Annotated in this window: 24 protein-coding genes; 8 read left to right on the top strand and 16 right to left on the bottom strand. The window is 69.0% G+C overall.

Features of this window, described 5'->3' with window-relative positions; genetic code table 11:
* The first annotated feature begins 9 nt into the window (after positions 1–9).
* From ACT541_RS02320 to ACT541_RS02300, 5 genes are all read left to right on the top strand, one after another.
* Positions 10–1,122: a glycosyltransferase family 4 protein gene (locus tag ACT541_RS02320; protein WP_476133963.1), complete on the top strand. Its 1,113-nt coding sequence runs from the start codon at positions 10–12 to the stop codon at positions 1,120–1,122.
* Complete coding sequence (locus ACT541_RS02315; protein WP_476133961.1) at positions 1,119–2,639, top strand: glucosamine inositolphosphorylceramide transferase family protein; 1,521 nt, start codon at positions 1,119–1,121, stop codon at positions 2,637–2,639. The genes ACT541_RS02320 and ACT541_RS02315 overlap by 4 nt, the downstream gene beginning before the upstream one ends.
* Positions 2,636–4,045, top strand: coding sequence for a lipopolysaccharide biosynthesis protein (locus ACT541_RS02310; RefSeq protein ID WP_476133960.1), 1,410 nt, complete (start codon positions 2,636–2,638; stop codon positions 4,043–4,045). The genes ACT541_RS02315 and ACT541_RS02310 overlap by 4 nt, the downstream gene beginning before the upstream one ends.
* A 167-nt stretch (positions 4,046–4,212) precedes the next feature.
* Positions 4,213–5,010 (top strand): glycosyltransferase, encoded by a 798-nt coding sequence (locus ACT541_RS02305; protein ID WP_476133959.1) that lies wholly within the window; start codon positions 4,213–4,215, stop codon positions 5,008–5,010.
* A gap of 23 nt (positions 5,011–5,033) precedes the next feature.
* Complete coding sequence (locus ACT541_RS02300) at positions 5,034–6,320, top strand: O-antigen ligase family protein (RefSeq protein ID WP_476133958.1); 1,287 nt, start codon at positions 5,034–5,036, stop codon at positions 6,318–6,320.
* 4 nt (positions 6,321–6,324) lie between these two features.
* Here ACT541_RS02300 and ACT541_RS02295 read toward each other — a convergent pair whose 3' ends face one another.
* From ACT541_RS02295 to amaB, 3 genes are read right to left on the bottom strand one after another with little or no spacing between them, the layout of a single operon-like run.
* On the bottom strand, positions 6,325–7,548 hold the full coding sequence (locus ACT541_RS02295; RefSeq protein ID WP_476133957.1) for a CaiB/BaiF CoA transferase family protein: 1,224 nt from the start codon (positions 7,546–7,548) through the stop codon (positions 6,325–6,327).
* A gap of 10 nt (positions 7,549–7,558) precedes the next feature.
* A complete protein-coding gene (locus ACT541_RS02290; RefSeq protein ID WP_476133956.1) occupies positions 7,559–8,752 on the bottom strand; it encodes an acyl-CoA dehydrogenase in 1,194 nt (397 codons plus the stop codon).
* A gap of 50 nt (positions 8,753–8,802) precedes the next feature.
* Positions 8,803–10,344 carry an L-piperidine-6-carboxylate dehydrogenase gene (gene amaB / locus ACT541_RS02285; protein ID WP_476133955.1) on the bottom strand — a complete coding sequence of 514 codons (1,542 nt, stop codon included), beginning with the start codon at positions 10,342–10,344 and terminating at the stop codon, positions 8,803–8,805.
* Between the two features lie 137 nt (positions 10,345–10,481).
* Here amaB and ACT541_RS02280 point away from each other — a divergent pair, with 137 nt between their 5' ends.
* Complete coding sequence (locus ACT541_RS02280) at positions 10,482–11,417, top strand: LysR substrate-binding domain-containing protein (RefSeq protein WP_476133953.1); 936 nt, start codon at positions 10,482–10,484, stop codon at positions 11,415–11,417.
* A 13-nt stretch (positions 11,418–11,430) separates the two neighbouring features.
* Here the strand turns inward: ACT541_RS02280 and ACT541_RS02275 are convergent, their stop codons facing one another.
* Positions 11,431–12,024, bottom strand: coding sequence for a nucleotidyltransferase family protein (locus ACT541_RS02275; protein ID WP_476133952.1), 594 nt, complete (start codon positions 12,022–12,024; stop codon positions 11,431–11,433).
* A gap of 86 nt (positions 12,025–12,110) precedes the next feature.
* On the opposite strand from ACT541_RS02275, the gene ACT541_RS02270 reads away from it, so the two are divergent.
* On the top strand, positions 12,111–12,782 hold the full coding sequence (locus ACT541_RS02270) for a transglycosylase domain-containing protein (protein ID WP_476133950.1): 672 nt from the start codon (positions 12,111–12,113) through the stop codon (positions 12,780–12,782).
* 3 nt (positions 12,783–12,785) lie between these two features.
* On the opposite strand, the gene ACT541_RS02265 is transcribed toward ACT541_RS02270, so the two are convergent.
* The 11 genes from ACT541_RS02265 to ACT541_RS02215 form a co-directional block, all read right to left on the bottom strand.
* Positions 12,786–13,373 carry an NYN domain-containing protein gene (locus ACT541_RS02265; protein ID WP_476133949.1) on the bottom strand — a complete coding sequence of 196 codons (588 nt, stop codon included), beginning with the start codon at positions 13,371–13,373 and terminating at the stop codon, positions 12,786–12,788.
* A gap of 150 nt (positions 13,374–13,523) precedes the next feature.
* Positions 13,524–14,450, bottom strand: coding sequence for a tRNA pseudouridine(55) synthase TruB (gene truB, locus ACT541_RS02260; RefSeq protein WP_476133947.1), 927 nt, complete (start codon positions 14,448–14,450; stop codon positions 13,524–13,526).
* Between the two features lie 73 nt (positions 14,451–14,523).
* Positions 14,524–14,928, bottom strand: coding sequence for a 30S ribosome-binding factor RbfA (rbfA, locus tag ACT541_RS02255; RefSeq protein ID WP_476133945.1), 405 nt, complete (start codon positions 14,926–14,928; stop codon positions 14,524–14,526).
* 93 nt (positions 14,929–15,021) lie between these two features.
* Positions 15,022–15,588, bottom strand: coding sequence for a YcxB family protein (locus ACT541_RS02250; protein ID WP_476133943.1), 567 nt, complete (start codon positions 15,586–15,588; stop codon positions 15,022–15,024).
* A gap of 86 nt (positions 15,589–15,674) precedes the next feature.
* The gene (gene infB, locus ACT541_RS02245; RefSeq protein WP_476133942.1) at positions 15,675–18,359 is read right to left on the bottom strand and encodes a translation initiation factor IF-2; all 2,685 of its coding nucleotides are present in this window, start codon (positions 18,357–18,359) and stop codon (positions 15,675–15,677) included.
* A gap of 7 nt (positions 18,360–18,366) precedes the next feature.
* Positions 18,367–19,119, bottom strand: a complete 753-nt coding sequence (locus tag ACT541_RS02240; RefSeq protein WP_476133941.1) for an RNA-binding protein — start codon at positions 19,117–19,119, stop codon at positions 18,367–18,369.
* Positions 19,106–20,698: a transcription termination factor NusA gene (gene nusA, locus ACT541_RS02235; RefSeq protein ID WP_476133940.1), complete on the bottom strand. Its 1,593-nt coding sequence runs from the start codon at positions 20,696–20,698 to the stop codon at positions 19,106–19,108. Before nusA ends, ACT541_RS02240 begins: the two co-directional genes overlap by 14 nt.
* A 63-nt stretch (positions 20,699–20,761) precedes the next feature.
* Positions 20,762–21,406 (bottom strand): ribosome maturation factor RimP, encoded by a 645-nt coding sequence (gene rimP / locus ACT541_RS02230; RefSeq protein WP_476133939.1) that lies wholly within the window; start codon positions 21,404–21,406, stop codon positions 20,762–20,764.
* 158 nt (positions 21,407–21,564) lie between these two features.
* Complete coding sequence (trmB, locus tag ACT541_RS02225) at positions 21,565–22,290, bottom strand: tRNA (guanine(46)-N(7))-methyltransferase TrmB (RefSeq protein WP_476136006.1); 726 nt, start codon at positions 22,288–22,290, stop codon at positions 21,565–21,567.
* Between the two features lie 104 nt (positions 22,291–22,394).
* The gene (gene metK / locus ACT541_RS02220) at positions 22,395–23,591 is read right to left on the bottom strand and encodes a methionine adenosyltransferase (protein ID WP_476133937.1); all 1,197 of its coding nucleotides are present in this window, start codon (positions 23,589–23,591) and stop codon (positions 22,395–22,397) included.
* 305 nt (positions 23,592–23,896) lie between these two features.
* Positions 23,897–24,313: a helix-turn-helix domain-containing protein gene (locus tag ACT541_RS02215; RefSeq protein ID WP_476133935.1), complete on the bottom strand. Its 417-nt coding sequence runs from the start codon at positions 24,311–24,313 to the stop codon at positions 23,897–23,899.
* On the opposite strand from ACT541_RS02215, the gene ACT541_RS02210 reads away from it, so the two are divergent.
* On the top strand, positions 24,303–24,521 hold the full coding sequence (locus ACT541_RS02210; protein ID WP_476133934.1) for a hypothetical protein: 219 nt from the start codon (positions 24,303–24,305) through the stop codon (positions 24,519–24,521). The genes ACT541_RS02215 and ACT541_RS02210 overlap by 11 nt on opposite strands.
* Positions 24,522–24,570: 49 nt before the next feature.
* Here ACT541_RS02210 and lnt read toward each other — a convergent pair whose 3' ends face one another.
* On the bottom strand, positions 24,571–26,214 hold the full coding sequence (gene lnt / locus ACT541_RS02205) for an apolipoprotein N-acyltransferase (RefSeq protein ID WP_476133932.1): 1,644 nt from the start codon (positions 26,212–26,214) through the stop codon (positions 24,571–24,573).
* Positions 26,215–26,259 lie beyond the last annotated feature (45 nt).

The following is a 26,259-nucleotide window of genomic DNA, read 5'->3' as shown; positions in this document are numbered from 1 at the left end:
GGAATCGGGGTGCGCGTACTCTTCGTCCAGACACAGGTGGAGAACGCCGGCGCCCAGGAGATCTCGCGTCTCGTCGGGGCGGGCCTGGCGGCGCGCGGCCATGTCGTCCATCACCTGTTCTTCTACAGCCGCACCAGCGGGCCGGGCGATCTCGACAGCGTCGAGACCTGCGCGCCGGAGCGGCCCGACGGGCTCGTCGCCACGCTGCGGCTGATCTGCGCGGCGCGCCGGCGCATCGCCCGTTTCGCGCCCGACGTGATCCTGACCTTCCAGCACTGGGGCAATGCGCTGGGTGCGCCGATCGCCCGTTCGGTGACGCGCGCGCCGATCATCGCCAATCAGGTGTCGCCGCCCGAACTCGTCGGCTTCGCGGCGCGCGAACTCGACCGTCTGTGGGGCTTCCTCGGTCTCTACCGGACGATCACCACCAACTCGGAAGCGACGCAGACCTATTTCCAGCGCTATGCCGAGGCCTATCGCCGACGTCTGGTACCGGTGCCCTACGGCTGCGAGAGCAAGTCGAGCGACCTCGACCGTGCGGGCGCGCGGCGCGCACTGGGGCTTCCGGTCGACGCGCCGGTGCTGGGCTGCGCGGCGCGGCTGCATCCCTCCAAACGGCTCGACGCGGCGATCGCGACCCTGCCGCATCTGCCGGGGCATCACCTCGCCATCGCCGGCCAGGGCGCGGCGGAGGGCATGCTGCGCGCGATCGCGGCCGGTCTCGGCGTCGCCGACCGCGTGCATTTCCTCGGCGAGCTGAAGCCGAGCGACATCGGCACCTTCCTAGCCGCGCTCGACGTCTTCGTCTTCCCCTCGGCGGTGGAGACCTTCGGCCTGGCCGTGCTCGAGGCGGCGGTCGCCGGCGTGCCGGTGGTCGCCTCGCAACTGCCGGTGCTGCGCGAGGTGCTGGTCCATGACGGTGACGCGGCCGCGCTCTTCGTCGACGTCGAGAACCCCAAGGTCTTCGCCGAGGCGATCGCCCGTGTGCTGACCGACGGGGCGCTCGCCGCCAAACTCGCCGCGGCGGGCACCGCGCTCAGGCGGCGCCACTCGCTCTCCGGCATGATCGACGCCTATGCGGCGCTGATCGAGGACACGACCCGAGAGGGAGCGCCGCGATGAACGTCCTGCTGGTCGTCGAGACCGGGCGGACGCGGCGCTGGATGGCCGATCTGGCGGCCGATCTCGCCGCGTGCGGCCTCACCGTCCGTGTGCGCGTCACGGATACCCCGCCGGCGGCGACCATCGTCGCGCTGGCGCTCGAACTCGACCGGCTGGTGTCGCCGCGGCCGCGCCGCCGCGGCCACGAGCCCGTCGCCGCCGACGCCATCGCACCGTCGCCGGAAGACGGCTTCGCCGCCGACGCGGTCGTCGACTTCTCGGCCGAGCCGCGGCCGGTCGCGGGGGCCGCGACCTTCGCCGTCGCCTGGGGCGGCGCCTGCGGCGAGGACGCGCTGGTCGGCGCGGTGACCACCGGGCCGCTCGAGGCGACGATCTTCGACGTCGCGACCGGCACCGTGCTGGAGCGGGTGTTCCCGTCGTTCGAGACCGTCACGGGCCTGACCGACGCCGTCGGCGTCTGTGGTGCCCGCGCCGCGGCGGCGCTCGCCGCCCGTCTCGCCGCCCGGGCGCGCGACCGCGAACGCGGCCGACCCGACGGCACACGGATCGATCTCGCGCCCGCACGGCGGCCCGACCTCGTGCCCACGGCGAAGGCGACCGCGCTGCGGCTGGTGCGGCTCATCTATCACCTCGCCTGCCGGGCGCCGCACTGGCGGGTCGGCTGGCGGATGATCGACGGCCCCGGCCTCCTCGACGGCGCGGGCTTTTCCGGGCCCGCCTTCCGGCCGATCGCCGATCCGGGGACGCATTTCTATGCCGATCCCTTCGCGGTCGAGGTCGACGGGCGAACCTGGGTGCTGGTCGAGGATCTCGACCACGCCACCGACCGCGGGCGGATCGCGGCCATCCCCTTCGACGACGACGGCCCCTGCGGCCCGGCGGTGCCGGTGCTCGAGGAGCCGTGGCACCTCTCCTATCCGTTCCCGATCACCATCGACGGCGTGTTGCACATCATGCCGGAGAGCTCGACGGCGGGCGATCTCGGCCTCTATCGCTGCATCGCCTTCCCCGACCGCTGGGAGCGGGTGGCGACGCTGGTCGAGGAGCCGATCGCCGACGCCACCGTGGTCGAACACGGCGGGCAATGGTGGATGTTCTCGACCCTCGACGACCGCCGCGGCGGCTGGTCCGATCTCGGCATGATCCACCATGCCCCGTCGCCGATGGGGCCGTGGCGGCGACTCGACGGCATGCCGATGCCGATCGACGCCCGCATCGCACGACCCGCCGGCCATGCCTTCGTGCGCGACGGACGGCTCTTCCGCCCGGTGCAGGACTGCAGCCGCACCTACGGCGGCGCCGTCCACGTCGTCGAGACGACGCGGCTCGACGAGACGGCACTGGAACAGACGATCCGCTTCACCCTGGCGCCCGGACCGCACTGGCCGGGCGGACGGCTCCACACCGTCGGCCGGCTCGGCCGGCTCGAGGTCGTCGACGGCGCCGTGGTGCGGCCGAAATGGGACGCGATCGACCGACTGGTCGCCCGGCGCTTCGAACCGCGGAGCTCGGCATGATCGCGCGTCTCGTCGACCGCTTTCGCGGTCACACCATCCTCGGCGCGCTCTACGCGCTCGGCATGAAGGCGGGCGGGTCGATCGCCGCGCTGGTGATGTTCGCCCTGTCGTCCTGGACCATGGGGATCTCGGACTTCGGCGAACTCGCCGTCGTCTTCGCCATCGTGTCGCTCGCCGCGGTGATCTCGGTGCTCGGACAGGACATCCTCGTCCAGCGCGCCTGGGGCGAATATGCCGAGCATCGGCCGGATCTCGCCGCCGGCACCCTGCGTTTCGGCCTCGCCGTGACCTCGGTCGGCGCGCTCGTGTCCAGCAGCCTCTTCGTCGTCGGCGCGCACTGGGTCGACGGGCGGCTGACCGCGGCGGAGATCCTCGCCGCCGGCGCCTTCCTGCTGTCGCAGACCGGGCTGCACTTCACCTCGAACGTCGCCCGCGTCGTCTGCGGCACGCGCGTCTCGGAAGCGCCGCGCGAGCTGTTCTGGCGTCTGCCGCTGGTCGTCGCCGCCGGCGCCGCGGCGGTCTCCGACGGCCACATGTCGATCGCGCTCTTCTTCACCACCGCGGCCGCGGCGCAGATCCTGTCGATCGCCCATCTGGCGCTGCGGATCGTGGCGGCGCTGCCGCCGGCTCTGCGGACCGCGCGGCCGACCTGTCTCGTCGGCGTCTGGGCCCGGCGCAGCCTGTCGATGTGGCTGGCCGCGCTGGCGGAGGCCGGACACCAGTATGCCGACCTCATCCTGATCGGCCACTTCCTCGGGTCGAGCGCGGCGGCGGGCTATTTCGTCATCATGCGGATCGCGGCGATCTTCTCGATGCTGGCCGGCGGCATCCACAACTACGCCACGGCGAAGATCTCGACGCTCTATTTCGCCGGCCGCCTCGCCGATCTGCGGCGGCTGATCGCCCACATCTCGATGCTGACGCTCGGCGCCACCACGGTCGCCTTCCTGCCGATCCTGTTCGCCGGACCGCTGCTGCTGTCGGTGTTCGGTCCGGAATACCGCGGGCTGCAGGTCGAGCTGATCCTGATGTGCGTGATCCTGGCGGTGCAGGGTCTCGCCTGGCCGGGGCCGACGCTGATGCTCTTCATGGGGGCGGACGCGCTCTACATGAAGCTGGTCGGCGGCGCGCTGGTCCTGCGCATCGCGGCGCTGGTCGTGCTCGCGCCGACCTTCGAGATCCGCGGCGCGATCGGCGCGGTCGCCCTGTCGCTGATCCCGATGGTGATCGCGGTCTCGGCGATCTGCATCCGCCGCTTCGGCATCGATCCGACCGTCGCCTCGATCGTCACGGCACCGCTGCTCGCCGGCCGCGACGCGGAGCGGCAGGCCGAGATCGCCCGGCGGCGAGGCTCCGTCCAGAGTGGACGATCCGGCGAAAACAACCTCGATTTTACAGAAAAATAAGCAATGAATGTTCGACTCTGAATCGCCTCAGAGGAAACCGAATGCCGCGAATTCCCAAGATTCTTCATTATTGCTTCGGTCTGGCCGAAGACTTCGGCGGGAAACCGTGGAGCTTGTCGGCGCACGTCTGCGTTGCGAGTGCGGTTGCGCACATTCGACCGGACGCCGTGTTCTTCCACTACGAATACGAACCTCAGGGCCCGTGGTGGGAGCTGACGCGCAAGCTCGTGACGCCGGTGAAGATCACCGCACCGCGCGAGATCTTCGGCAATCCGGTCGATCATCCGGCGCACCGCGCCGACGTGGTGCGTCTCGAGCGGCTGATCGAACAGGGCGGCATCTATCTCGATGCGGACGTGGTGGTTCACCGCAGCTTCGACGATCTGCTCGACAATTCCGCCGTGCTCGGCACCGAGGCGATGGGACGAACGACCTTCGGAACCGCCAATGCCGTCATCCTGGCCGAGCCGAACGCGCCCTTCCTGACGCGCTGGTATCGCCACTACGACACGTTCCGCGGTCGCCGTGACAAATACTGGAGCGAACATTCCGTCCAGCTGCCGAACGCGCTGGCGGCGCGGCACCCGGACGAGATCACCGTGCTCGGTCCGCGCGCCTTCTTCCACCCGATCTGGCTGCTCGACCAGTTGGAGCTGATCTTCAACTCGACGCGGCCGATCGTCTTCCCCGACACCTGGGCGACGCATCTGTGGGACGGGCGCTCGTCGCGCTACACCCGCGGCCTGACGCCCGGCGACGTTCGGCGGCACGACACCAACTTCCATCGCTGGGCGCGGCCCCATCTCGAAGGTCTCGCCGACGACTACGGCGCCACGGGCGATCCGATCCCCTTCGAGAGCCGTCTGGCCGGGCGGGGCGAGTTGATCGTCGAGAAGCTCAGGCAGAAACTGCTCTACGAGCCCAAATACCGCCTCGCCAACCGGACGAAGACACGCTTCGACTGAACGGCCGACCGGGACGACGTCGGATGACCATGCAGGATTCGTCCATCGCTCTCCACGACCCGGCCGCGTTGCGGGCGGTGGCGGCGCGTTGGGTGGCGATCGCCGCCTATTTCCTGATCGTGATCGTCGGCATCGGTCCCTTCGCGCCGGGGCTGGTGGGCGCCGACCGCTCCGAGATGCTGCAGCAGCTCGTGATCGAGGCGATGTGGGTGACGATCGTCGCCGTGTCGCTGCCGCATCTGCGGCTCGGGCGCGTTCGCTGGGATCGCCGCGCCGGCCTCGTCGCCGCGCTGATCGGCTATGCCGTGCTGTCGTCGCTGTGGGCGATCTCGGCGGTCGGCCTCGCGGCGCCGACCAAGGGCGCCGTGCTGGCCTTCAACGCCTTCGCGACCTGGGTGCTGTTCTCGACGCGGCGCTGGGACGAGATCGTCGAGACGACGATCGCCGCCCTTGCGGTGCTCGACCTCGCCTCGCTCGTCGTCGTGGTGTTCCTGCCCGACGTCGGCGTGCTCTCGACCTGGATGCATGCGGGCCTGTGGGCGGGCGTCTACGATCACAAGCAGACGCTGGGCATCACCTCGGCGATCCTGCTCTACCTCTCGGCGACGCGGTTCCAGGCGCACGATCGCCCATGGCCGCGGGCCTGGCACGCGCTGGTGTCGATCACGGCGATCGTCTGCATGATCGGCGCCGGCTCGCGCGGCGGCCTCGTGCTGGGCGTCGGTGCCGTGGTGCTCGGCATCGGAGCCGGCCGCAGCCGTGCGATCGCCGCACTGACGAGCTTCGTGCCGCTGGGGACGATCGCCGTCGCCACGGCGCTGATGGGCACGTTGTGGATCACCGATCTCGCCTGGTTCCAGATCGGCCCCTTCGAGATCGACTTCACCGAACGCACCAAGATCTGGAAACACGCGCTCGACTATCTCGACGGCGGCAGCGCCCTGATCGGCTCGGGGCTCAACGGCTTCTGGGGTCGCAAGGACGTCGTCGATGCCTTCATCGGCAAGAACGTCTGGTTCCTCGACAACTTCCACGACGGCTTCCTGGCGATCTTCGTCGAATGCGGCGCGATCGGCCTCGTGCTCCTCACCGCGGTGACGATGGCCTTCCCCTCGAAGCTGCCCGACGCCGAGGCGTCGCGGGCCGAACGCGAGCGCAAGATCTTCATTCTCGGCTTCCTGACGCTCTACTACGTCATCAATCTGACCGAGACCTACTTCCTGCGCTCGACCAACGTGGTGTCGGCGGTCTTCCTCTACTTCCTCTTCGTGCTCTTCTCCTCGGTCGGCGAGGGCGAAGACCCGGTCTGAGCCGTCACGACCGGCCGACGACGCCCTTGTCCGCGAGACCGGTGATCTCGTCCGCCGAGAGCCCCAGCGCGCCCAGCACCGCGTCGGTGTCGGCGCCGAGCCGCGGCGAGGGACGATCCTGCACCAGCGGCGTGCCGGAGAGGCGGATCGGGTTGCGGATGCCCGGGACGGTGCCGCCTTCGGCCTCCGGGGCGGGAAGATCGAGCCGCATGCCGCGGGCGACGACCTGGGGATCGGCGAAGACCTGGGCCACGGTGTTGATCGGCCCGGCCGGCACGTGCGCCGCTTCGAGGCGTCCGAGAAGATCGTCGCGCCGGAAGAGCTTCGTCTTCGCCTCGATCATCGGCACCAGTTCGGCCCGCGCCGCGACGCGGCCGGCGTTGTGGACGTAACGCGGGTCGAAGGCGAGGTCCTCGAGATCGAGGATGGCGCAGGTGTCGCGCCACTGGCGGTCGTTGCCGGTGGCGATGACGACGTGGCCGTCGGCGACGGCGAAGACCTGATAGGGCACGATGTTGGGGTGGGCGTTGCCCATGCGGGTCGGCGAGCGGCCCGAGACCAGATAGTTCATGCCCTGGTTGGCGAGCATCGCCACCATCGTGTCGAGCAGGCTCATGTCGACGAGCTGACCGCGGCCGGTCTTCTCGCGCGCCGCCAACGCCGCCTGGATGCCGATCACCGCGTGGAGCCCGGTGAAGAGATCGGCGACCGCGACGCCGACCTTGGTCGGCTCGCCGTCGGGCTGACCGGTCAGCTCCATGTAGCCGCCGAGGCCCTGGATCATGAAGTCGTAGCCGGCGCGCGCCGCATAGGGGCCGTCCTGGCCGAAGCCGGTGACGGCGCACCACACGAGGCGCGGGTTCGCCGCCATCAGGGTCTCGTGGTCGAGACCGTATTTCTTCAGGCCGCCGACCTTGAAGTTCTCGATGACGACGTCGGCCTCGGCCACGAGGCGGCGGATCAGATCCGCCCCCTCGGGCTTCTCGAAGTCGACGGCGATCGAGCGCTTGCCGCGGTTGCAGGCGTGAAAATAGGCGGCGCCGAGATCACCGCCGTCGGCGGCCTTCACGAAGGGAGGCCCCCAGTGGCGGGTGTCGTCGCCGGCGACCGGACGCTCCACCTTGATCACGTCGGCACCGAGATCGGCCAGCGTCTGGCCGATCCAGGGCCCTGCGAGAATCCGGGCGAGCTCGACCACCTTGAGGCCGGAGAGCGGAGCGTCGGTCATCGCATCTTCCTCAGAAGAACGCCTGGATGCCGGTCTGGGCGCGGCCGAGGATCAGGGCGTGGACGTCGTGGGCACCCTCGTAGGTGTTGACCGTCTCGAGGTTCGCCGCATGGCGCATCACGGCGTATTCGATCTGGATGCCGTTGCCGCCGTGCATGTCGCGCGCCATGCGGGCGATGTCGAGCGCCTTGCCGCAGTTGTTGCGCTTGATGATCGAGATCATCTCCGGCGCCATCTTGCCCTCGTCGAAGAGCCGGCCGACCCGCAGCGCCGCCTGGAGGCCGAGGGTGATCTCGGTCTGCATGTCGGCGAGCTTCTTCTGGTAGAGCTGGGTGCCGGCGAGCGGCTTGCCGAACTGCTTGCGGTCGAGGCCGTACTGGCGGGCGCGCATCCAGCAGTCTTCCGCCGCGCCCATGACGCCCCAGGCGATGCCGTAGCGGGCGCGGTTGAGGCAGCCGAACGGGCCCTTGAGGCCGGAGACGTTCGGCAGCAGTGCGCTCTCGGGCACCTCGACGCCGTCCATGACGATCTCGCCGGTGATCGAGGCGCGAAGCGACAGCTTGCCGCCGATCTTCGGGGCGGAGAGGCCCTTCATGCCCTTCTCCAGCACGAAGCCGCGGATCTCGCCGCCGTGGGCGGCCGACTTCGCCCAGACGACGAAGACGTCGGCGATCGGCGAGTTGGAGATCCACATCTTCGAGCCGATCAGGCGGTAACCGCCGTCGATCTTCTCGGCGCGGGTCTTCATGCCCGCCGGGTCGGAGCCGGCGTCGGGCTCGGTCAGGCCGAAGCAGCCGACCCACTCGCCGGTGGCGAGCTTGGGCAGGTACTTCAGCTTCTGCTCTTCCGAGCCGTAGGCCTCGATCGGGTACATGACGAGGGACGACTGCACCGACATCATCGAGCGATAGCCCGAATCGACGCGCTCGACCTCGCGGGCGACCAGCCCGTAGGAGACGTAGCCGGCACCGGCACCGCCGTAGGCTTCGTCGACGGTGACGCCGAGGAGACCCAGGGCGCCCATCTCCTCGAAGATGGCACGATCGGTCTTCTCCTCGAGATAGGCGTCGACCACGCGCGTCGCCAGACGGTCCTGGGCATAGGCCCGGGCGGTCTCGGAGATCATGCGCTCGTCTTCGGTCAGCTGCTCGTCGAGGAGGAAGGGATCCTCCCACTTGAAGGGGGCACCCTTGGGGCTCGCCATTGTCGTTTCCTCGTTTCTTGGCCGGATGGGGGGAGACGCGATCCCGCGTCTCAGGTTTCGACGTCGAACTTGACGCCCTGCGCCAGCGGCAGGGTCAGTCCGTAGTTGATGGTGTTGGTGGCGCGGCGCATGTAGGCCTTCCAGGCGTCGGAACCGGCCTCGCGACCGCCGCCCGTCTCCTTCTCGCCGCCGAAGGCGCCGCCGATCTCGGCGCCCGAGGGGCCGATGTTGACGTTGGCGATGCCGCAGTCGGAGCCGAGCGCCGAGGTGAAGAGCTCGGCCTCGCGCAGGTCGTTGGTGAAGATCGACGACGACAGGCCCTGCGGCACGGCGTTGTTGAGCTTCAGCGCGGTCTCGAACTTGGTGTAGCGCATGACGTAGAGGATCGGCGCGAAGGTCTCCTCGACCACCGGGCCGCCCTGCGACGGCATCTCCACCAGCGCCGGGGTGACGTAGACGCCGCCCTCGCGGCCGGGAACCGTGACGCGATTGCCGCCGGTGACGGTGCCGCCGAGTTCGCGGGCGGCATCCAGCGCCTTCTTCATCCGCTCCCAGGCGGGCGCGTCGATCAGCGGACCGACCAGCGTGGCGCTGCTCGACGGATCGCCGACGGCGACCGAGCCGTAGGCGCGGCGCAGGCGGGTGACCAGCGTGTCGTAGATCGAGTCGTGGACGAAGAGGCGGCGCAGCGAGGTGCAGCGCTGGCCGGCGGTGCCGATCGCCGAGAAGGCGATGGCGCGCAGCGACAGGTCGAGGTCGGCCGAGGGCGCGACGATGGCGGCGTTGTTGCCGCCGAGCTCGAGAATGGCGCGGCCGAAGCGCTTGGCGATGCGCGGGCCGACGGCGCGGCCCATGGCGGTCGAGCCGGTTGCCGAGATCACCGGCACGCGCGGGTCGTCGACCAGGATCTCGCCGATCGGGCGGCCGCCGAGCAGCATCTCGAGCAGGCCGTCGGGGGCCTCGTTGCCGGCCTCGCGGTAACGCTTGACGGCGCGCTCGAACAGGGCGGCGACGGCGAGCGCGGTCAGCGGCGTCTTCTCCGACGGCTTCCAGACGACCGAATCGCCGCAGACGAAGGCGAGCGCGGCGTTCCACGACCACACCGCGACGGGGAAGTTGAAGGCCGAGATGACGCCGACGACGCCGACCGGGTGCCAGGTCTCCATCATCCGGTGCGACGGACGCTCGGTGGCGATGGTGAGGCCGTAGAGCTGGCGCGACAGACCGACCGCGAAGTCGCAGATGTCGATCATCTCCTGCACTTCGCCGAGGCCTTCCGACACGATCTTGCCGGCCTCGATGGTGACGAGGCGGCCGAGCTCGACCTTGTGGGCGCGCAGTTCCTCGCCGAGCAGGCGGACGAGCTCGCCGCGCTTGGGGGCGGGCACCGAGCGCCAGACGCGGAAGGCGGCGTCGGCGCGGCCGATGGCGGTCTCGGCCTCCTCCGCCTCGTGCTCGATGACGCGGCCGATCTCGGAACCGTCGATCGGCGAGGTCACCGGCAGCGTGCCGCCGCCGAACAGGGCGCGATCGACGCCGAGGGTGACGAGCAGGTCGTGGGTCTCCGCGGCGAGCGGGGTCGAAAGGGTCATGGGGCGAGCTCCGGATACTCGGCAGACAAAGGGGCTGGCCGGGCGACGCGTCCGTCGGCCGGTGTCGGGTCATGACAATCATGCTCGACAGGCCGCGAGAAAAGCGAGAAATTCTCACCAGGTCATGACAGTGAGGAATGATCCCCGTGTTTCGCCGCGGCTTCCTGCCCCCGATCGGTTCGCTGGTCGCCTTCGAATGCGCCGCTCGGCACGAGAGTTTCTCGCGCGCCGCCGAGGAACTGCACCTGACGCAGGGCGCGATCAGCCGGCAGATCCGGGCCCTGGAGGACCTCGTCGGCATCGCCCTGTTCGACCGGGTGCGCCAGCGGGTGGTGCTGTCGGAGGCGGGGCGGGCCTATCTCGCCGACGTGCGCCGCACGCTCGGTGATCTCGGCGAGGCGACGCATCGGGTGATGGGCTTCTCGGGCACGCGGGGCGTGCTCGATCTCGCGGTGCTGCCGACCTTCGGCGCGCGCTGGCTGGTCCGGCGGCTGCCGCGGTTCCTGGCGGCGCATCCGGACGTCACCATCAACATGGCGGCGCGGATCGCGCCCTTCGACTTCGCCAGCGACCCGTTCGACGCGGCGATCCACGTCGGCCAACCCGTCTGGGCGGGCGGGGTGCTGTCGCATCTGATGGACGAGGAGGTGGTGCCGGTCGCCGCACCGGGCTTCGCCGCACGCCATGGTATCGCCGCGCCGCGCGACCTCGAGGCGGCGCCGCTGATCCACCAGTCGACGCGGCCGACCGCCTGGGCCGACTGGTTCGCGGCGATCGACCTCACCACCGACGCGGTGTGGCGCGGGCCGCGCTTCGACCAGTTCTCGATGGTGTCGGAGGCCGCCGCCGCCGGGATGGGTGCGGCGCTGGTGCCGCGCTTCCTGATCGAGGAGGAACTCGACGGCGGGCGGCTGGAGATCCTCTTCCCGCTGCCGCTGGCGACGCGCTCGGCCTACTATCTGGTGCGGCCGGAAGCCGAAGGCCGCTCGGCGCTGGTCGCCGCCTTCGAGGCCTGGCTCGTCGCCGAGGCCCGGGGCGAGGGAGCACGCGATGAGGGCGCGCGCGATGGGTGATGCCGATCGCGGATCACCAGGGCTCGACCGTCAGCTCCGGCCACAGCACCGCCATCCGCGCCGCCTTGGCGGCATGGGTCGCGGCATTGTCGAGCACGCGGTTCGGCCTGACACGGAGGGCGAAGACGTCGTCGAGGCCGAAGGGGGCGTAGACGTCGATGCGGCCGTCGGCCTCCATCCGCAGCCCGACGGCATGGCAGACCGAGGCATAGCGGCCGAGCGCCTCGGCGCTCGACGACAGCGGGGCGTAGGGCGCACCGAAGCGCTGCTCGAACCAGAGATGGACACGGGCCTGATTGCGCGCCTCGACCGGGACCGGCCAATCGGCGAAGATCGCTCCGACGCGGGCGATGGCCCGGTCTTCCGCCTCGAAGGAGAGGTCGCCGGCATCGAACCAGACGAGATCGATGTCCTTCAGCCCGTAGCCGGAGGGGCGGCCGGTCAGCCGGTTCCAGACCGTCTGATAGACGGCGCCGGAGACGACGAGCCAATCGGGCAGGGCGAGATCGCGCGCCCGGACCAGCGTCGCGGCGATCAGCGGATCGCTCGCGACGATCTCGACCAGGTCCGCGCGGCGGGGTGCATCGTCGGCGAGCGGAGCGATCACGGCAATCTCCCGATGGAAGGGACCATGAAACAAAGCGATTGCGATGTCGAAACGATGAAGCGCCGGTCGCCACCGAGGACGGTGGAATGAGGCTCGTGCGCATCGCGGCGATCGTCCTCGCCTTCGCCGCGCTGTGGCCGGCGGCGGGGCTCCTCGCCCATTCGATCGGCCATCCGCCGACGCCCCTGATGCTGTGGCGCGGCCTCTCGGGCGAGACGGTGACGCGGCAATGGATGCCGCTCTCGCGCATCGACCGCGACGTCGTCGTCACCGCCATCGCCTCGGAGGACAACGGTTTCTGCGGTCACGGCGGGGTCGACTGGGAGGAACTGCTCGACGTCGTCGACGAGGAGGGCGGTCCGAGCCGCGGCGGCTCGACCATCACCATGCAGCTGACCAAGAATCTCTTCCTGTGGAACGGCCGCAGCGTGGTGCGCAAGGCGATCGAGATCCCGCTGTCGATGCTGGTCGATCTGGTCTGGTCGAAGGAGAAGATCCTCGAGACCTGGCTCAACATCGCCGAATGGGGGCCGCACGGCGAGTTCGGCATCGAGGCCGGCGCCCGGCGTGCCTTCGGCAAGGGGGCGGAGCGGCTCTCGGCCCGCGAGGCGGCGCTGCTCGTCGCCATGCTGCCCAACCCGCACACGCGCGACGCCCACGCGCCGAACGCGCGGGTCGCCCGGGTGGCGGGGATCATCGCGCGACGGGCGGCCAAGTCGCCGGAACTCGCCGACTGCATCCACCCGCCGAAGCTCTGAAGATCAGTCCAATGGCCATACAATGGTTCTTTGGAAGTCCGCATGCTCAAGCAACTCTGGCGCAACCCGAACACCTGGAAATGTTATGAGAACTATTTGCAACCCCATTGTTCTTGCCTGCTTCATCGCCGGCAGACAATCGGTATCTCCAGTAATGAGAATAATTCGTTCGACAGTCCTATTCACCGCATAATTTGCGATGTCCAGACCGATTCGCATATCTACGCCTTTTTGCTCAAAATCCGCCTTAAAATCATCGTCAGTCAGTTCCGTTCCCTTGACAGGTATTTTTTTCGGCTTGAAGCCTCGAAATTTCAAAATCCCGCGCCTGACAGCGATCAGATCCTTTGCAGCCAACTCGTGCAGCCAGTGATCAGAGCCATTGAATTCAAAATCCAAGCCAGAAACCGGTAGTTTTACTTTTCCACGATATGGCGCACAGTCATAATAAAGAATTCGTAGTAGCCACTCAGTCTCTCCGACACTCGCATGCGCTACTTTCTCGATATAATCCGGAATGTAATTGTACCCGGCCTTCCGGGTCAGTACGCGGAGATGCCCGCCATCGATCAGAACGCAAGCACGAATCATGAAAAGACCCCCGTTCGTTGCCGAGCGGGGGTCTTTTACATAAGGTGCCCGCCTACGGGCGTAGCGGATATGGAGGTATATGAGTCGCAAACACGACTCTCGTCAAGAGTCAATCTCGCATCACGCACGCTTTCGGCGAGAATTCCAAGATCACGCCTCGTCGAGCATGAACACGCGGCGCGGCATCAGTTCGCCGCGGGCGACCTCGCCGATCGCCACCAGTTCGCCGCCGCAGGTCGCGTAGACCGCGTCCTCGTCGGCGACGGCGTCGCGGCCACGCAGGATCACCGACTGGCCGCGGCGCAGACGGGCGGCGGCATCGCGGTTGATCGCCACTTCGGTCACTTCCTGGAGCCCCGCCTCGACCGGCGACATCAGCGCGCGGACGGCATCCGAACCGCCGGCCTCGAAGGCCGCCTCGAGTTCGGAGAGCGGGATCATGTCCTCTTCCTCGAAGGGACCGACGACGATGCGGCGCAGGCCGACGACGTGGCCGACGGTGCCGAGCCGCTTGCCCATGTCGCGGGCGAGCGCCCGGACATAGGTGCCCTTGCCGCATTCGCATTCGAAGACGGTGGTGTCGGCGTCGGGCATGTCGACGAGGTCGAGGCCGAGGATTTCGATCGGACGGGCCTCGAGCACCACCTCCTCGCCGTCGCGGGCGAGGTCGTAGGCGCGTTCGCCGTCGATCTTGATGGCCGAAAACTTCGGCGGCACCTGCATGATCTCGCCGATGAACTCCGGCAGGATCGCCTCGATCGCGGCGCGGGTCGGGCGCACGTCGGAGCGGGCGATGACCTCGCCCTCGCGGTCGTCGGTCGAGGTCTGGATGCCCCAGCGCACGGTGAAGCGGTAGATCTTGGTGCCGTCCATGACGAAGGAGACGGTCTTGGTCGCCTCGCCGAGGGCGATCGGCAGCATGCCGGTGGCCAGCGGGTCGAGCGTGCCGGCATGGCCGCACTTGTTGGCGTGGGCGAGCTTCTTCAGCCGCGCGACCGCCTGCGTCGAGGTCACCTCGAGCGGCTTGTCGAGCACGACCCAGCCGTGAACGTCGTCGAACTTCTTCCTGCGGGCCATGGATGGGCTGCCTTCCGTCGAATTCCGAATCTGGTCGATCGGGCGCGTCGCACCCCGAGGTCGCGGTCGCGCCTCACTTCGCCTCGTCGTCGCCGAGGTCGCGAGCGACTTCGGGACGATGCAGCACGCTCGTCACCGCGTCGTCGTCGTCGTAGCGGGTGTCGAGGATGAAGCGGATGTCGGGGGCGAACTTGAGGTCGATCCGGCGGGCGATCTGGCCGCGGAACCACTTCCGCGACCGCTCGAGCGCCGCCATGACCTTCTTGATGTCGCGACCACCGAGCGGCATCACCAGCGCGGTGGCGTTCTTGAGGTCGGGCGACATGCGCACCTCGGGCACCGTCAGGATGATGCCGTCGAGGTCGGGATCGGCCATCTGGCCGCGGGTCAGCACGTCGGCGAGCGCGTGGCGGATGATTTCACCGACGCGGAGCTGGCGCTGGGACGGGCCGGAGCCCTGTTCGTCGAAGCGGGACATGGGGTTCTTCTCTCGATGGGCCGGACGGCGGCGGCGATCGTGGACCGGCCCGAGGGTGGGCGGATCGACGCGGTCTGCCGGGCGGTCGGCGGTTCAGAGGCTCTCGCGGGGCGTCCCCTCGGCGACACGGGCCGCCACGGTCTCACGGACCGCGGCGAAGGCCGCCGCGTCGGCGAAGGCGGCGCGCGGGATCGGCAGACCCTCGCGACCGCCGGTCGCCAGGATCAGATGGGTCGACGTCTCGATGACGCGGCTCACGGCGGCCCAGGGAAAGCGCCAGTCGAAGGGACCGCCCTCGGTCTCCTTGACGCGGACCTCCTCGGCGCCGAACTCGACGGCGAGTTCCTTGTCGGCCAGCGGCATGCGGCGGAAGCCGGCGGCGGCGTTGAAGGCGACCAGTCTGTGGCGGAACAGCGTGCCGGCGACGACCAGGGCGATCAGGCCGTAGAAGGGATACCAGTCCGAGCCGCCGCGCATCGCGTCGTCGAGCATCGACTTCGCCGTCGGGTCGGTCGACTGGAGCATCGACATGACGATGGTCACCATCGACAGCAGCACGACGGTGACGGCGAGCCGGAACAGCAGCGGCCGGAACGCGACGGCCGAAGACAGCGCGACCCAGTCGGCGCGCGCCATGCGGAAACGGAAGGTCTCGGACATGTTCGTTCCTCGGTCGGGGGTCGGACCCGACGGGGATGGACGGGATCGGGCGACGCCGAGGCGTCGCCCGGATTCTTCTCACCCGATCACAGCGAGCGGGCGATCTCTTCGACGCGGTAGCACTCGATGACGTCGCCGGCGCGCATGTCCTGATAGGCCTCGAAGGACATGCCGCACTCCTGGCCCGACATGACTTCCTTGGCATCGTCCTTGAAGCGCTTGAGCTGCGAGAGCTTGCCTTCGTGGATGACGACGTTGTCGCGGATGAGACGGACCGAGGCGCCGCGCTCGACGGTGCCGTCGGTGACGAGACAGCCCGCCACCTTGCCGACCTTGGAGACCGCGAAGATCTCGAGGATCTTGGCGTTGCCCAGCATCGTTTCGCGGATTTCCGGCGTGAGCATGCCGCTCATCGCCTTCTTCACGTCGTCGACCAGGTCGTAGATGATGTTGTAGTAGCGGATCTCGACGCCCTCGCGCTCCGCCGCCTCGCGCGCTTCCTTCGACGCGCGGACGTTGAAGCCGATGATCGCGGCACCCGAGGCCGAGGCCAGCGTCACGTCGGATTCGGTGATGCCACCGACGCCGCCGTGGATGACGCGGGCACGAACCTCGTCGTTGCCGAGCTTTTCCAGCGCGCCGACGATCGCTTCGAGCGAGCCCTGCACGTCGCCCTTGACGACGAGCGTGAACTCCTTGCGACCGGCGGTCTTGAGCTGGTTCATCATCTCGGTCAGCGAGCCGCGCGCCGACGAACCGCGGGCCTGAGCCTTCTCGCGCTTGAGGCGCATGCGGTAGTCGGCGACCTCGCGGGCGCGGGCCTCGTTCTCGACCACGGCGAAGCGGTCGCCCGCCTCCGGGGTCTCCTGGAAGCCGAGCACCTCGACCGGCATCGACGGCGCGGCATCGCGCACCGCCTCGCCCTGGTCGTTGAGCAGCGCGCGGACGCGGCCCCAGGCGTGACCGGCGACGAGGATGTCGCCGACCTTCAGCGTGCCGCGCTGGACGAGAACCGTCGCCACCGCGCCGCGGCCCTTGTCGAGCTTGGCTTCGATGACGGTGCCCTCGGCGGCGCGCTCGGCGTTGGCCTTGAGTTCGAGCACTTCCGACTGCAGCAGGATGGTCTCGAGCAGCTTGTCGAGATTGATGCGCTGCTTGGCCGAGACCTCGACCTCGAGCACGTCGCCACCGAGCGATTCCACCACGATCTCGTGCTGGAGCAGGGCATTGCGGACGCGCTGGACGTCGGCCTGCGGTTTGTCGATCTTGTTGATCGCCACGATGATCGGCACGCCCGCGGCGCGGGTGTGGTTGATCGCCTCGACCGTCGTCGGCATGACGCCGTCGTCGGCCGCCACCACCAGGATGACGATGTCGGTGGCCTTGGCGCCGCGCGAACGCATCGCCGTGAAGGCCTCGTGGCCGGGGGTGTCGATGAAGGTGATCTTCTGGCCGTGGAGTTCGACCTGATAGGCACCGATGTGCTGGGTGATGCCGCCGGCTTCGCCCGCCGCCACCTTGGTGGAGCGGATGGCGTCGAGCAGCGAGGTCTTGCCGTGGTCGACGTGACCCATGATGGTCACGACCGGCGGACGGCTCTGCATCGCGACGACCTCGTCGGGGGCGGCGAACAGGCCCTCCTCGACGTCGGATTCGGCGACGCGCTTGACCGTGTGGCCCATGTCGACGGCGATCAGTTCCGCCATGTCGGCGTCGATCACGTCGTTGATCTTCATCATCTGGCCCTGCTTCATCAGCAGCTTGATGACGTCGACCGCGCGTTCGGCCATGCGGTTGGACAGTTCCTGGATGGTGATCGTCTCGGGCAGGATCACCTCGCGGGAGATCTTCTCGCGCGGCTCGAAGGACTGCATGCGGCGCTGCTGGCGCTGGACGCGGCGCTTGAAGGCGGCGACCGAACGACCGCGACCGGCCTCCTCGTCGTCGCCCGACTGGGCGGTGACGACGGTGAGCTTGCCGCGCTGCTTGTCGTCGCCCTTGGTGCGGGTCGGCTTGGGCGGCGGCGGGGCGACCATGCGGCGCTGGGCACCAGCCGGCGGACGCGAGACGGGACGACGCTCGTCCTCTTCCTCGACGGCACGGGCCGGACGCGCCGGGGCGGCCGGAGCTGCGGCGGCGGGACGGGCGGCCTCGGCGGGCTTGGCGGCGACCGGGGCCTCGACGACCTCCGGCTCGGGCGCGGGCTCGCCGCCGGCGGCGATGCGCTCGGCCTCGGCGATGCGGGCGGCCTCGACCTCGGCGGCACGGCGGGCGGCCTCGATCTCACGCTCCTTGCGCAGGCGCTCTTCCTCGATGGCGCGCAGACGCTCTTCCTCGACGCGACGGACGCGATCCTGTTCGTCACGGACGCGGGCCTCGGCGAGGGCTCGCTCGCGGGCGGCACGCTCGCCGGCCGACAGGGTCTGCAGCACGACGCCGGAACGCGGCGGGGCCGGACGGGCGGGCGCGGCCGGAGCGGCCGGCGCCGGAGCGACCGGCGCCCGAGCGGGGGTCGGAGCCGGAGCGGCGACGACCGCCGGCCGCGGCGCGGGCGCCTCGACCGGCTTGGGCGCGACATGGACCGGGGCGTGGCCGTGCTCGACCTCGCCCGGCTTCAGGATGCGCTTCTTCTTCGTCTCGACGACGACCGTCTTGGAGCGGCCGTGACTGAAGCTCTGCTGGACCGTCGCATCGGTCTTCAGCTTCAACGTCAGTTTTTTCTTGACGTCGACGTGCAGGGTCTTCTCGCCGGAGCTGTTCGTGTCGTTCATTTGCCCGTCATTCCTGCGGCTCGGTGCCGCTCGTCTGAGCGTTATCGTCGTTCGACGGTACCCGCGTGATCGCCTCGCCACGGTACCGGCCGAGCGCCGAAGCGCGCTCGAGGAAGATTTCGGCCGCTCGTCCGTGAAGCAGCGCAGCATGTATCACATTCGACCGCCCCAATGCCAAATCCAATTGGGGCCCGGCGAAGATTCGGACGACCGGACAGCCGCCTTCTCCTCCGAAGCGGCGCCTCAGCGCCGCCGTCAACTTGTTGATGCCGTCCGCGCCAGCTTCCGCGGCATGGACGACACAGACGAGACGCTCGCGCGCCACCGCCGCTTCCACCTTGGCGAAGCCGGTCACCACCAGCCCCGCCTTGCGCGCGAGACCGAACGTCCCGAGCGCATGATCGTTCATCAGCCGGTCGACCAGGGCGGGAAGCCCGGGATCGACCGTCACCTGCGCCCTGAGGCCGCGGGCGAAGAGGCGCTTGGCGACGGCCTTCTCGACGGCCGTCCGCGTCGCCTCCACCCACACCCCGCGACCGGGCAGATCCCGCTTCAGATCCGGCACCACCGAACCGTCGGGGGCCAGGACGAAGCGGATCAGATCCGCGATCGGCATCACCTCGCGCGAGACGATGCAGGTGCGCGAGACGTCCCCCTTCTTCGGGGGGCGCTCGTCGTATTCGGCCGGACCGTCGAGCGGTCCGTCTTCGTGCGCGGCCGTGCCGTCGAGCGGCGCGGCATCGGCCTCAGTCGTCGGCACTCTCCGCCTCGTCTTCCTCGGCTTCGGCGACCGGCGCCTCGATCCAGCCGGCGGCGACGCGCGCGGCCATGATGATGGCCTCGGCCTCGGCGCGGCTCAGTTCGAAGCCGTCCAGCGTGCCGCCGTGCTTCTCCACTTCACCGTTCTTGCGCTCGGTCCAGCCGACGAGATCGTCGGTGGCGCAGCCGGCGAGATCGTCGACCGTCTTGATGCCTTCCTTGCCGAGGGCGACCATCATCGCCGTCGTCACGCCGGGCACCTCACGCAGGGCGTCCTCGACGCCGAGTTCACGGCGTTCGGCGTCCTGGGCGGCCTCGAGCGCCTCGAGATGCGAGTTGGCGCGGGCCTGGATCTCTTCCGCGGTCTCCTCGTCGAAGCCTTCGATGCGGGCGATCTCGTCGACGCCGACATAGGCGATCTCTTCGACCGTCGAGAAGCCTTCGGTGGCCAGCAGCTGGGCGACGACCTCGTCGACGTCCAGCGCGTCCATGAAGAGACGGGTGCGCTCCGCGAATTCCTTCTGACGGCGCTCCGATTCCTCGGCCTCCGTCATGATGTCGATGTCCCAGCCGGTCAGCTGCGAGGCGAGGCGGACGTTCTGACCGCGGCGGCCGATGGCGAGCGACAGCTGGTCGTCCGGCACCACCACCTCGATGCGGCCGGCGTCCTCGTCGAGCACGACCTTGGAGACTTCGGCCGGCTGCAGGGCGTTGACGATGAAGGTCGCCGGGTCGTTCGACCACGGGATGATGTCGATCTTCTCGCCCTGGAGCTCCTGCACCACCGCCTGGACGCGGCTGCCGCGCATGCCGACGCAGGCGCCGACCGGGTCGATCGAGCCGTCGCGCGAGACGACGGCGATCTTGGCGCGCGAGCCCGGATCGCGGGCGACCGACTTCACCTCGATGATGCCGTCGTAGATCTCCGGCACTTCCTGGGCGAAGAGCTTGGCCATGAACTGAGGATGGGTGCGCGACAGGAAGATCTGCGGCCCGCGCTGCTCGCGGCGGACGTCGTAGACATAGGCGCGGACGCGATCGGCGTTGCGGAAGGCTTCGCGCGGGATCAGCTCGTCGCGGCGGATGATCGCCTCGCCGCGGCCGAGATCGACGATCACGTTGCCGTATTCGATGCGCTTGACGGTGCCGTTGACGATCTCGCCGATGCGGTCCTTGAACTCGTCGAACTGGCGATCGCGCTCGGCCTCGCGCACCTTCTGGACGATGACCTGCTTGGCAGACTGGGCGGCGATGCGGCCGAAGTCCATCGGCGGCAGCGGCTCGCCGATCCAGTCGCCGGGCTGGGCGTCGGGATTGCGCATGCGGGCGTCGACCAGCGGGATCTCGGTCGAGGGGTTCTGGAAGTCTTCGACCACCTGGAGGAGGCGCTGCAGACGGATCTCGCCGGTCTTCGGGTTGATCTCGGCGCGGACCTCCGTCTCGGAGCCGTAACGCGAGCGCGCGGCCTTCTGGATGGCGTCCTCCATGGCGGCGAGAACGATCTTGCGATCGATGACCTTCTCGCGAGCGACCGCATCGGCGATCTGGAGGAGTTCCAGTCTGTTGGCGCTGACTGCCATCGTCTTCTCCCTCGAGGTCCCCGGGTCGCGGCACCCGCCGGACCGTCCTCGTGACGTCTCAACTCAGTGGACGGAAGCGCCGTCCGTTTCGTCTTCCCCGGCCTCGGCCACGTCTTCCGCGGCCAGGGCATGCTTGGCCGCCCGGAAGGAGGCGGCGATGAGATCGTCGGTCATCACCAGCCGCGCCTCCGAGAGGAGCGCGAAGGGGAGCCAGACGGTGTCGGGCTGGCCTTCGGCGACATCGTCGAGACGAAGGCCGAAGGTGTCGTCGCGCATGCCCACGATCACGCCGCGGAAGCGCCGACGGCCGTCGTGGCCCTCGGACAGCTCGATCTTGGCGACGTGGCCGGACCAGCGTTCGAAGTCCGTGCGGCGCACCAGCGGCCGGTCGATGCCCGGCGACGACACTTCGAGGTGATAGGCGCGGTCGACCGGATCGTCGGCGTCGATGGCGGGGGCGAGGTTGCGGCTGATCTGCTCGCAGTCGTCGACGCCGATGGTGCCGTCGGGCCGTTCGGCCATGACCTGGACCGTGAAGCCGTTTCGGCCGGAGCACTTCACACGCACGAGGCGATAGCCGAGATCTTCGATCACCGGTTCGGCGATCGCCGCGATGCGGGCATCGAGCCCGGTTTCACGGATCAGTCGGGGTTCGTGGCGGGTGGTCAGCGGCGTGGCTCCGTCGGTCGGGATCGGCTTCGTCGGCAAAGGGGTCGTGCGACCAACACCGAAAGAGCGGGTCCCGGCGGGGGCCCACTCTCGTTTCGTCCGGAAGACGATCCAAGAATTTCTTGCTCGAGGCGCAACATAGTCGAATCGGCGCGGATTGCAAGCGGATCGCGCGTCGCGTGCCGATTCTCGTCCGATCACACCCTGCGGAAGATCAGATAGGCCGGCGTGCGACCCTCGCGGATCGCCTTCTCCTCGTAGCGCGTGCCCGGCCAGCCGGCCCAGGGCGTCTTCCAGTCGTCGGCGATCTCGGCCGTCCAGCGGAAGGCGGGATGGGCGAGGACCTCGGCCAGCGCCCAGTCGACATAGGGCGCCCAGTCGGAGGCGAAGCGGAACTCGCCGCCGGGACGCAGCACGCGGGCGATGCGGTCGAGATTGTCCTTCTGCACGAAGCGGCGCTTCCAGTGGCGCTTCTTCGGCCAGGGGTCGGGATAGAGCAGGTAGAAGCGGCCGATCGAGGCATCGGCGAGCGCGTCGAGCAGGAAGACCGAATCGGCATGGTGCAGCCGGATGCGGTCCTCTAGCGCCTCCTCGTGGATTGACACCAGCGCCTTGGCCATGCCGTTGACGAAGGGCTCGGCACCGACGAAGCCGATGGTCGGGTTCAGCTTCGCCGTCTCGACCAGATGCTCGCCGCCGCCGAAGCCGCTCTCCACCCAGACGTCGTCGACGGCGTTCGTGAAGAGCGTGCGCGGATCGAGACCGGGGGTCGAGACGTCGACGGCGAGGCGCGGCAGCAGCTCCTCGATCGCCGCCGCCTGGCCGAGGCGCAGCGCCTTGCCCTTGCGGCGGCCGTAGAAGGCGCGCGAACGGGCCTCCTCGGCGTCGTGCGGCTCGGCGGGGGGTTCCGCGGCGGGGTCGATGGTCGGGTCGATCAGAGTCGGGTCGATCACGGCGGGCCTCGATGCAGGAAGCGCACGCGGGATGTTCGTCCCGGCGTGCGCTTCGACGTGTCGCGACGATGTCGTCAGGCGCCGACGGCGGCCTTCAGGGCATCGACGAGGTCGGTCTTCTCCCAGGAGAAACCGCCGTCCTCGGCCGGCGCGCGGCCGAAGTGGCCGTAGGCGGCGGTGCGGGCGTAGATCGGCTTGTTGAGGCCGAGGTGCTCACGGATGCCGCGAGGCGACAGGCTCATCACCTCGCGCGCCGCCTTCTCGATCGCCGCGGCGTCGACCTTGCCGGTGTCGTGCAGGTCGACGTAGACGGCGAGCGGCTGCGACACGCCGATGGCATAGGCGAGCTGGATGGTGGCGCGATCGGCGAGACCGGCGGCGACCACGTTCTTGGCGAGGTAGCGCGCGGCATAGGCGGCCGAACGGTCGACCTTGGTCGGGTCCTTGCCGGAGAAGGCACCGCCGCCGTGCGGCGCGGCACCGCCGTAGGTGTCGACGATGATCTTGCGGCCGGTCAGGCCGCAGTCGCCGTCGGGACCGCCGATGACGAACTTGCCGGTCGGGTTGACGTGCCAGACGGTGTCGTCGTTCACCCAGCCGGCCGGCAGCGTCTCGACGATGTAGGGCTCGACGATCTTGCGGATGTCGGCGGAGGAGAGCGTCTCGTCGAGATGCTGCGTCGACAGCACGATCTGGGCGGCGCGCACCGGCTTGCCGTTCTCGTAGGCGACGGTGACCTGGCTCTTGGCGTCCGGGCCGAGCATCTTCAGCGGGCCGGTCTTGCGGGCGGTCGCCAGATCCTCGAGGATCTTGTGGGCGTAGTAGATCGGTGCCGGCATCAGGTCCGGCGTCTCGCGGCAGGCGTAGCCGAACATGATGCCCTGATCGCCCGCGCCCTCGTCCTTGTTGCCGGCCGCATCGACGCCGACGGCGATGTCGGCGGACTGGGCGTGCAGGTGGACGGCGATGTCGGCGTGCTCCCAGTGGAAGCCGTCCTGCTCGTAGCCGATGTCGCGGATGGCGAGACGGGCGAGGTGGCGCAGCAGGTCGTGGGTGATGCCGGCCGGGCCGCGGGTCTCACCGGCGATCACCACGCGGTTGGTGGTGGCGAGCGTCTCGGCGGCGACGCGCAGGTGCGCCGGATCCCAGCCGAGCTGCGGGCCGAGACGGAAGAAGGCGTCGACGATCTCGTCGGAGATGCGATCGCAGACCTTGTCGGGATGGCCCTCGGACACGGATTCCGAAGTGAAGAGATAGCTGGCGCGAGACACGTCTTCGGATCTTTCGGATCAGGCCCGAACGCGGATCCGCGGACACGCGTAAGGGCTCGTGGGATGGCTCGGTCCCGACCTCGCGGTCCGACCGCCGGAAGAGCCGGCGCGAGGCCGGCGAAAATGCGCTTCCCGTTTAGCAACGGCGCGCCGCGGTAGCAAGCGAGCGCTTCCGCCGCGACACGAACGTGGGAAACGTTTTTTGCCCGGAATGCGCTCTCGCGAAAACGCGCGGGACTTCCAGAAACGCATGGGGCGCGCGAACTCGCGTCCGCGCGCCCCGATCGAACGAACGGCGGGGACGATCACTCGTCCTCTTCGCCGGCCATCGCCTTGACGAGTTCGACCACCTTGCGGCGCTGCTTGGGGTCCTTGATGCGGATGAAGGCCTTGTTGAGCGACAGGCCCTCGGACGACGACAGGAAGTCGACGACGTAGGAGGTGGTCTGCGGCTCGTCGAAGCCCTGATCGCCGGCGACCGGGGCCTGGCCGGGGGCGTCTTCGAAGAAGAAGGCGACCGGAACCGAAAGCACGCGGGCGATCGCCTGCAACCGGCTGGCGCCGATGCGGTTCGTGCCCTTCTCGTACTTCTGAATCTGCTGGAAGGTGATGCCGAGGTGCTCGCCGAGCTTTTCCTGCGACATGCCGAGCATCATGCGGCGAAGGCGGACGCGGGAACCGACGTGGACGTCGATCGGATTCGGAGACTTCTTGCTGGCCATGATCATTCTTTCGCTTCTTATGTCGCTTGCGTTGGAAGGCGCCGACTCCATCGCAGGGGAACGAGCGAAACCGGCGTCGCAGCGGCTCGTCGGCGCGCATCCGCATGGCCGGTCCCCCCCGAGGACCGGTTGCGATCCGACCATGACCGGCGGGCTCTCGATCGAAATCCCGACGGCTCCAGTTCGCCATCCGCTGGTCGAACATTGAGTGCGCACGCACTCGAAGTCAACCAAATACAACCGTTTTCAAGAATCCGCTAACCGCCACGGTGAACGCGTCGGTAACCAGCCCATAAAAATACAAACAATACGAGCACCGCCGAAGGGATCATACCGAAACGTGAGAATACCGTGGATTCCGTAGACTTCGGAAGATCCGCGTCGACCACGCCGACACGACCCAAGGTCAAGTCGGCGACGATTCGTCCCATCGGATCGATCATTGCGGAGATGCCGTTGTTGGCGGCTCTTACAACCGGAAGGCCTTCCTCTACGGCACGTAGGCGGGCCTGGTGGAGGTGCTGCCAGGGACCGGGCGTCATGCCGTACCAGGCGTCGTTGGTGACGTTGAGCATCCACTCCGGCCGGTGCGCGGCCTCGACCACTTCGCCGGGGAAGACGATCTCGTAACAGACCAGCGGTGCGAAGGGCGGCAGGCCGGGCAGCGTCAGGGTGCGCAGGCCGGGGCCGGCGGAATAGCCGCCGCGCAGCTTGGTCAGCTGGCGCAGACCCACGCTCTCGAGCGCGTCCTGGAACGGCAGGTATTCGCCGAAGGGCACGAGATGGGCCTTGTCGTAGGCGGCGAGAATCTCGGCGTCGCGACCGATGGCGTAGATCGAGTTGTACCAGCGGTGACGGACGTCGCCGGCCGCCGGCGCCTCGCCGCGCACCGCGCCGGTGAAGAGCACGGTACGGTCGCCGATCAGCTGGGCGATGGTCGACAGCGCCCAGGGTTCGTTGGCGAGCACGAAGGGAAAGGCGGACTCCGGCCAGACGAGGTGGGTGATGCCGGGAATGCCGCCCGTACCGCCGGTGCCCGACCGGAGGTCGGTCGGCAGCGGCTTGCCGTCGGCGCCGAGCGCCGGTCGGCGGGAGAGCTCGACGTAGCGCTCCATGGTCTCGGTCTTGTAGTCGGCCGAGAACTTCTTCACCTGCTCGATCGCCGGCTGGACGATGCGGAAGCGGATGTCGGGAACGAAGGTGGTCGGGGCGAAGTGCAGCCGCACGGCGCCCCAGCCGACCACCGCGACGAAGACGATCGTGATCGCCGCGAGGAAGCGCAGGTCGGACTTGCGCCGGCTCGCCAACACCGCCGGGGCGGCGAAGACCAGCACCGCCAGCGGCGTCAGGCCGTAGCCGCCGAGGACGGAATCGATCTGCATCATCGGCTCGTTGGCGGCGAAGCCGTAGCCGATCAGGTTCCAGGGAAAGCCGGTCAGCACGTGACCGCGCAGCCAGTCGGCGACGAAGAAGCCGACGGCGAGCGCCGCGATCCGCGCCGGCCCCTCCGACCACAGCAGGCGGGCGAGCGCCGCGGCCAGCCCATGGAACAGGCCGAGGCCGATCGACAGCGTGGCGATGGCGATCGGCAGCAGCCAGCCGAACTCCTCGGCATCGACCAGGAAGGCGACGCCGATCCACCACAGGCCGGCGAGGAACCAGCCGAAACCGAAGGCCCAACCGACGAAGAAGGCCGGCCCGAGCCGAGCGAGGCGATGGCCCTCCTTCATGTCGGCGGCGCCGTCGAGCGCCCAGACCAGCACGGGGAAGGAGATCCAGAACACAGGGAAGGCGTGGAACGGTGCCAACGAGAGGGCGCCGAGGGCGCCGGCGAGCGCGACCAGACCGGCCCGTCGCCAACCCCAGGACAGGGTGACGGCATGGGCGATGGATTCGAGCATCGAGGGCGTCTCCTGGGCGAATCACGGCACGCGCGGCGTCGCCCC

It is taken from the genome of Pinisolibacter sp. DMC100, from assembly GCF_056313705.1.
Note: the sequence above shows the minus strand (reverse complement) of the source record. Positions and strands in the feature narration are given on the sequence as shown.